This window comes from Paenibacillus sp. YIM B09110, from assembly GCF_037167145.1.
Lineage (GTDB): Bacteria > Bacillota > Bacilli > Paenibacillales > Paenibacillaceae > Pristimantibacillus.
In genome coordinates, this window is sequence record NZ_JBANSP010000030.1 from 59,695 (window position 1) to 66,438 (window position 6,744).

Annotated in this window: 6 protein-coding genes; 2 read left to right on the forward strand and 4 right to left on the reverse strand. The window is 50.1% G+C overall.

Going from position 1 to position 6,744, the window contains the following annotated elements; genetic code table 11:
* Positions 1-243: 243 nt before the first annotated feature.
* From bcp to V8F51_RS27520, 4 genes are read right to left on the reverse strand one after another with little or no spacing between them, the layout of a single operon-like run.
* Positions 244-720, reverse strand: a complete 477-nt coding sequence (gene bcp / locus V8F51_RS27505; RefSeq protein ID WP_337103704.1) for a thioredoxin-dependent thiol peroxidase — start codon at positions 718-720, stop codon at positions 244-246.
* Between the two features lie 32 nt (positions 721-752).
* Positions 753-1,544 (reverse strand): ABC transporter permease, encoded by a 792-nt coding sequence (locus tag V8F51_RS27510; protein WP_337103705.1) that lies wholly within the window; start codon positions 1,542-1,544, stop codon positions 753-755.
* Positions 1,545-1,550: 6 nt separating this feature from the next.
* Complete coding sequence (locus tag V8F51_RS27515; protein WP_337103706.1) at positions 1,551-2,345, reverse strand: ABC transporter permease; 795 nt, start codon at positions 2,343-2,345, stop codon at positions 1,551-1,553.
* Positions 2,342-3,367, reverse strand: coding sequence for an ABC transporter ATP-binding protein (locus V8F51_RS27520; RefSeq protein WP_337103707.1), 1,026 nt, complete (start codon positions 3,365-3,367; stop codon positions 2,342-2,344). The genes V8F51_RS27515 and V8F51_RS27520 overlap by 4 nt, the downstream gene beginning before the upstream one ends.
* A 422-nt stretch (positions 3,368-3,789) precedes the next feature.
* Here V8F51_RS27520 and V8F51_RS27525 point away from each other — a divergent pair, with 422 nt between their 5' ends.
* Both V8F51_RS27525 and V8F51_RS27530 read left to right on the forward strand, forming a co-directional pair.
* Positions 3,790-4,821: an LCP family protein gene (locus V8F51_RS27525; protein WP_337103708.1), complete on the forward strand. Its 1,032-nt coding sequence runs from the start codon at positions 3,790-3,792 to the stop codon at positions 4,819-4,821.
* 414 nt (positions 4,822-5,235) lie between these two features.
* Positions 5,236-6,546, forward strand: coding sequence for a glutamate-1-semialdehyde 2,1-aminomutase (locus V8F51_RS27530; RefSeq protein ID WP_337103709.1), 1,311 nt, complete (start codon positions 5,236-5,238; stop codon positions 6,544-6,546).
* Positions 6,547-6,744 lie beyond the last annotated feature (198 nt).

Sequence of the window (6,744 nt, forward strand, 5' to 3'; positions counted from 1 at the left end):
CAGGATAGAACCGCTGTTTTAGGCGTATCCGATAGCTATGTTGGATTTTTGCAGGATAGGAAGCCCGAATCCGCTGAATTCAGGACGTATTGAGTAAAGTTAATGCAAATTTCCAATATAGCTCGAAAGTCACTCCCAAATCGGCCAAAGTTATTGCAAATATCCAACATAGCTTTTTCCACAACACAAGAAGCAGGCTAAGGGAACGCTCCCTCGCCTGCTTCTTTGTTGTTGCTCGCCTCTTTATTTGCGGTCGAGCTCTTGTATAGCTTCAAGCACCTGCTTCACGTGATCCTTGATCTTCACTTTGCGCCACTCGCGCACGAGCTTACCCTTCTTGTCGATCAGGAAAGTGGAGCGCACGATGCCCATATACTCTCTGCCGTACAGCTTCTTAAGCTGCCATACGCCGTACTTCTCGCATACCTTCTTCGCGGTGTCGGCGAGCAGCAGGAACGGCAGCTCCTTCTTCTCCACAAACTTCACATGCGACTTCACATCGTCGGCGCTTATGCCAAGCACGACCGCATCCAGCTCGCGGTATTCCGCATTCGCATCGCGGAAATCACATGCCTGCTGCGTGCAAGTCGCCGTCATGTCCTTCGGATAGAAAAATAGAACGACCGGATGGCCGATATAATCGCTAAGCTTAACCGACTCTCCGTTTGACGCCTTAAGCGTGAAGTTCGGCGCTTTTTTGCCTAATTGCAATTGAACCATGTGTTGTATCCCCCTGCTTCAAGCCCTTAACTTTAAGAGCCCGCTCCCCTATATCGTTTGACGCCGTTATTCCAAAACGCAAGACCAAGTCCGAATACGATAATACCCATAATCGGCGTGAACCAAGCTAGGCTCGACAAGTCATCCGCCTTCTGCTCTAGAAAATACGACGCCGGTATCACGCCAACGAAGGCGAACGGAAGCAGCCAAGTCAGCACGAAACGTATCAATTTGTTATAAATGTTGACCGGGTAGCGGCCATAGTTCTGAATGTTGTACATCAGAGGTACGATACCAGTCGGCGCATCCGAGTAAAAGGACAGCGCGCTCAGCGCCGTGTATAGTCCCGCGTATATGAGCACCGCTCCGATGACGAACAGGAGCAGCATTACAATGTCCATCACATGGAACGGCAAGCCAAGCTGCAGCCAGCAGATTACCATAATGACGGCACCGACGAGCGAGCCGATCAGCGACGGCGGGTCGACATTTTCGAGCAAAACTTGGTAAAGGTTATGGGCTGGCCTCGTAAGCACTCGGTCCATCTCGCCCTTCACGATGTAACGCTCGCTGAAATTCCAAATACTGAAGAACGTGGCGAAGACGCCATATGGAATCATGAAGAAACCGTAGACGAAGACGACCTCCGCCTCCGACCAGCCGCCAAGCGACGGCGTATGCTGGAATACGATCAATATGAAGATCAGATTCATCCCTTGGAACAGCAAATCGGACAGCACTTCGATCCAGAAGTCCGCCCGGTAAGTCAGGCGTGTCTTGGCATAGTTTTTAATATATTCCCAGAATAGCTCTGCATATCTCATCTCCGCTTACCCCCCTTGCACGAACAGCCGCCTGCGCGCTGCACGCCACACGAGCCATATCGGAATTAATAGTCCTGCAAACCATATCACCTGCAAGCCGAGCACCCCCGCAATTTCGTTGCTAGGCGTACGTCCCGTGAATACCGAGCTCGGCAAATACGTAATCGCTTGGAACGGCAGCCACTGCATAATGCCCGACAGCCAGCCTGGGAAGAAGGCAATCGGTACGACGACGCCGGAGAACAGGTCGACCATGACGCGCTTCATGCGCATCATACCCTCGTTATTTTCGACGAAAAAGGCAAATAAACCGGTCAGTATATTGATTTGTGAATTGATGAGGAAGCTAAAAAACAGCATGACGAGATAGATCAGCCATGTCGTAGCATCAGTCGGCAGCTTCACCGGGAACAGCAGGCAGACGATGATCATTCCCGGTACCATGAACAGAAGCATACGGAACAAGCCTTCGCCGAAGCCTTGCATCATTTTCACGAACAGATAGGAATAGGGTCGGATGAGCTGCACCGAGACGCTGCCGTCACGGATTTCATTCGCAATCTCGCGATCCAGGTTATTGAAGTAAAACGCCCTCGCCATCCATGAGACGGCAATGTAAGTTGTCATCTGAGCAACGGTAAAGCCTTGGAGTGTCTCCTTGTCGCCATAGATCGCCTGCCAAAGAAAATAGTACGCGCCGATGTTAATCGCATAAATAATGATACCGCTATAATAGTTAACGCGGTAAGCGAGCATCATCAGGAAACGTATCCGAATAAAGTCGATATAAGCGCTCGTCATTGTCCGCTCGTCTCCTTCGAGACTTCGGCCGAGCCCGATGAGTAGATGCTGCGGACGATATCGTCCGTGTTCGTCTCGAAAATTTTAATGTCGCGGATTTCTGTACCGGCCACGACTTTCGATAGCGCGTCGGATACGTTCACCTCATGCGGCAGCCACATTTTCGCGGTCACGTCATTCTCGAGCGACCACGTTACGGCAAGCTCTTCGGTCAACTGCTGCAGCTTCGCCAGCGGAGTATGACCTGCGAATTGGAACTGAATCTCGCGGCCCTTGCTCCAGCGGCTCTTCAGATCGTCCAATCCGCCATCATAAATGATGCGGCCGTCGTCCAGCATAATGACGCGCGAGCATAACGCTTCGATATCTTGCAGGTCATGCGTCGTGAGCAGAATCGTCGTGCCGTGCTCGCGGTTCATTTCCAATAAGAAATCGCGGATCTCCGTCTTCACGACGATATCGAGACCGATCGTCGGCTCGTCGAGGAACAGAATGGACGGATTGTGAAGCAACGATGCGACAAGCTCGCAGCGCATCCGTTGTCCAAGGCTGAGCTTGCGGACAGGACGGTTAAGCAGATCGCCAAGTTGAAGGCGCTCTACAAGGTTGTCCAGTCTTTTGCGGAAGTCGGCTTCAGATACGCGGTACACCTTGCGCAGCAGCTGGAACGACTCGATAACGCCGATGTCCCACCATAGCTGGGAGCGCTGGCCGAATACGACGCCGATGCCGCCTACGAATTGTTCGCGATCCTTGAACGGTACATAGCCGTTAACTTTGAGATGTCCTGCCGTTGGCACTAGGATGCCGGTGAGCATTTTGATTGTCGTCGACTTGCCGGCACCGTTCTCGCCGATATAGCCGCATATTTCCCCTTGCGGGATTTGGAACGAAATATCTTTGACCGCCGTTACCTCGTTGTATTCGCGCTTGAACAAGTCCTTGAGCGCGCCTGACAGCCCTTCGCGGTTTTTTTGAACCTTGAATTGCTTGCGTAAATCCTTCACATCTATAGCCAGCATAGATTGTTGTCTAGCCCCTCTCGTTCGACATTTCCTGGGAAATTACGATTTTTTGTTGGCTGAATCGATAAAACTTGCTTCCAAGCATCGTTCAGCTTTATAATTTTATGATATGTAATATTACATTAGATAGTGGCGAGCGTAAACGCTTGTGTCAACAATAGGTGACTCAAGTACCGTTCGCGTAGAAATATTAGCCGAATAAAAGACATAAATATGGATGGATCGGCACTTGCGGACTGGAATAGCAATTATTATTTCAAATAATAGCTATCTAATGATTTAGACTACTGAAACAACCCTATACTGCAAATATTAGCTTCTTCTTAGCTTTCCTTGTCTTCATGCTGTACATGTATGCGTAAGATCCAGCTTTCACAGTAATCAGTCTTTTGCGTATTGAAAGGAGCACTTCTAACGAAATGCAAAACAAATCGAAGGCCAAAAAAACTTGGAAATGGATACTCATCAGCATCTTGGTCATCATTGTCGCCGTCGTCGGTTACGCTATTTATTGGAGCGTCGGCGTATATAATGCTTTGGACAATTTCAAGGACCCTGTTGTAGAGGCAACGCCTAACGGAACATCTGAAACACCAGTACCTATTCCTGAATGGGAAGGTACGGAGCGCGTTAATATTTTGCTGCTTGGCGGTGACGCCCGCGGCTTGGATGAAGGACAGAAAGCCCGTTCCGACTCTATAATGGTCGCTTCTTTCGACCCTGTGACGAAGAAGGCGCATCTGTTATCCGTCCTTCGCGATACGTACGTCGAGATTGAAGGCCACGGCCATGGACGTATTAATACCGCGCTAACGCTTGGCGATTATCCGCTGGCTATGAAAACCGTCGGCGACCTGCTGGGGCTCGATATTCAGTACTATGTGTACACCGACTTTGAAGGGTTCAAAGCGCTTGTCGACACGATAGGCGGCATTGACTTCTACGTCGAAAAAGATATGCACTACACCGATAACGGCGACCAGAACCGCTACGATATCGACTTGAAGGAAGGCTTCCAGCATCTTGACGGCGATAAGGCGCTTCAATACGTTCGCTTCCGTCATGACGCGATGAGCGACTTCACCCGTACCGAGCGGCAGCGCAACTTCCTTAAGGCGGTAGCCAAAGAGCTTCAATCGACTTGGAACATCCTTCAGATGAAAAAGATTTTGGAGAGCGTGCAGCCCTATGTCGATATGAACATGTCGGTCAATGATATGCTGAAGCTTGGTCAACTCGGCGTGAAGAGCCATGTAGCCGGCACGACCCAAGTGCCTCCAATGGAGCTGATCGCTGAAGATCGCGTTGGCGGCGCGTCCGTTATCGCAGTCAAGGACGAGGATGAGCTTCACGAATACATTCAGGAGCTGCTGCAGTCCGACGAGACGATTCCTGTCCCTTCCGAGACGCCTGTTCCTTCGGATGGCAGCTCGAATACACCTAGCGAATAACGTAATAGACGCAGCGGACGATATTGCCCGCTGCGTCTTTTTTAACTATCACCTTATATGATTTAGAGGGAATTTCTCCAGTTATTTGGCGGTAATTAACCCTCAATTATAGAATAACAGGAATTCCTCACGTTAATTCTTCCATTATCCCCCAACGGGATGTTTATCGGCCATATAATAACAAGAGAATTTCCATCTATTTAATAAAAGTAGATCGAGGGTGTTGCATTAACGGTACAATTTCCTGTTATTTCGTTTTGAGATTAGATTAGTTAGTGATTGAGCCTAGTTAGTGGTTACTTAGGAGGCACTGTGCTGCAGTGGCTTCTATATTCCGATTGTACTTTTTAGCCTGGCTTTTGTATTCTAGTAGATAGCGTTTTGAATGAGTTTAATTTAGGAGGAATACAGAGTATGACTTTACAACGACCACAATCTGGCGTCCTATATGAACAAGCTTTGGAACATATCGTAGGCGGCGTCAACAGTCCGTCCCGCTCGTTCAAGGCGGTTGGAGGAGGCGCTCCCGTATTTATGAAACGCGCAGAAGGCGCGTACTTTTGGGATGTCGACGACAATAGATACATCGATTATTTGGCCGCCTATGGACCAATCATTACGGGCCATGCGCATCCACATATTACGAAAGCAATAATTACTGCAGCACAGAACGGCATCTTGTACGGAACGCCAACCGAGCTTGAGATCACGCTCGCTCGCATGCTGAAGCAAGCGATCCCTTCGATGGACAAGGTTCGTTTCGTCAACTCGGGTACAGAGGCCGTCATGACGACGATTCGTGTTGCTCGTGCCTATACGAAGAAGACCAAAATCATTAAGTTCGCCGGCTGCTACCACGGCCATTCCGACCTTGTCCTCGTCGCCGCAGGCTCAGGCCCTTCCACGCTAGGCATTCCGGATAGCGCAGGCATCCCGACAAGCATCGCGCAGGAAGTAATTACTGTTCCGTTCAACGACTTAGACGCGCTTAAGCTTGCTCTTGAACGCTGGGGGGACGATACGGCAGCTGTCATGGTTGAGCCAATCGTCGGCAACTTCGGCATGGTTATGCCGCATGAAGGCTACTTAGAGGGACTATGCAAGTTGACGCGCGAAGCTGGTGCGCTCGTCATCTATGACGAAGTCATCAGCGCGTTCCGCTTCCACTACGGCTCTGCTCAAACCTTCAGCTTCTTCGCCGACCACGCCGCCATCGAACCCGATCTGACGGCGCTAGGCAAAATCATCGGCGGGGGTTTGCCGATCGGCGCTTACGGCGGCCGCAAAGAAATTATGGAGCAGGTTGCTCCGCTCGGACCTGCTTACCAAGCCGGCACGATGGCAGGCAATCCTGCCTCAATCTCGGCGGGCATCGCCTGCCTCGAGCTGCTGCAAGAACCTGGCATTTATGACCGTATGGACGGACTTGCTGCTCGTCTTGCAGACGGTTTGCGGTCTGCCGCGAAGCAATATAATATCCCGTTAACTGTAAACCAAATTAGAGGCTCCTTCTCCGCTCACTTCTGCGACCACCAAGTAACCAACTATGATGAAGCCCAGGACACTGACGGTGAACGGTTCGGCAAGTTCTTCCGCCTGATGCTCGATCAAGGCATTAACCTTGCTCCTTCCAAATACGAGGCGTGGTTCATGACGATAGCCCATACGGAAGCCGATATCGACGCTACAATAGAAGCTGTCAACAAAGCGATGGCGCAGCTGTAACTTCAACCGTATTACACAAAGATCAGATAGAGATAGAGATACTTTCTATCCCTATCTGACCTCAACACACCTCAATTGGCGGAATAGAGCTGATTTCTAGCTCTATTCTGTTCAACTAACCGCCTAACGCTACATTCGCAGCACTCACCCTAACGAATAGGTATACTTTCTATCTCTATCCGTCCTTAACACATCTCA

Bases quoted from the DNA above. Each gene is read 5' to 3' on its own strand.
- bcp (WP_337103704.1), bottom strand. From the start codon at position 720: ATGGTTCAATTGCAATTAGGCAAAAAAGCGCCGAACTTCACGCTTAAG.
- V8F51_RS27510 (WP_337103705.1), bottom strand. From the start codon at position 1,544: ATGAGATATGCAGAGCTATTCTGGGAATATATTAAAAACTATGCCAAG.
- V8F51_RS27515 (WP_337103706.1), bottom strand. From the start codon at position 2,345: ATGACGAGCGCTTATATCGACTTTATTCGGATACGTTTCCTGATGATG.
- V8F51_RS27520 (WP_337103707.1), bottom strand. From the start codon at position 3,367: ATGCTGGCTATAGATGTGAAGGATTTACGCAAGCAATTCAAGGTTCAA.
- V8F51_RS27525 (WP_337103708.1), top strand. From the start codon at position 3,790: ATGCAAAACAAATCGAAGGCCAAAAAAACTTGGAAATGGATACTCATC.
- V8F51_RS27530 (WP_337103709.1), top strand. From the start codon at position 5,236: ATGACTTTACAACGACCACAATCTGGCGTCCTATATGAACAAGCTTTG.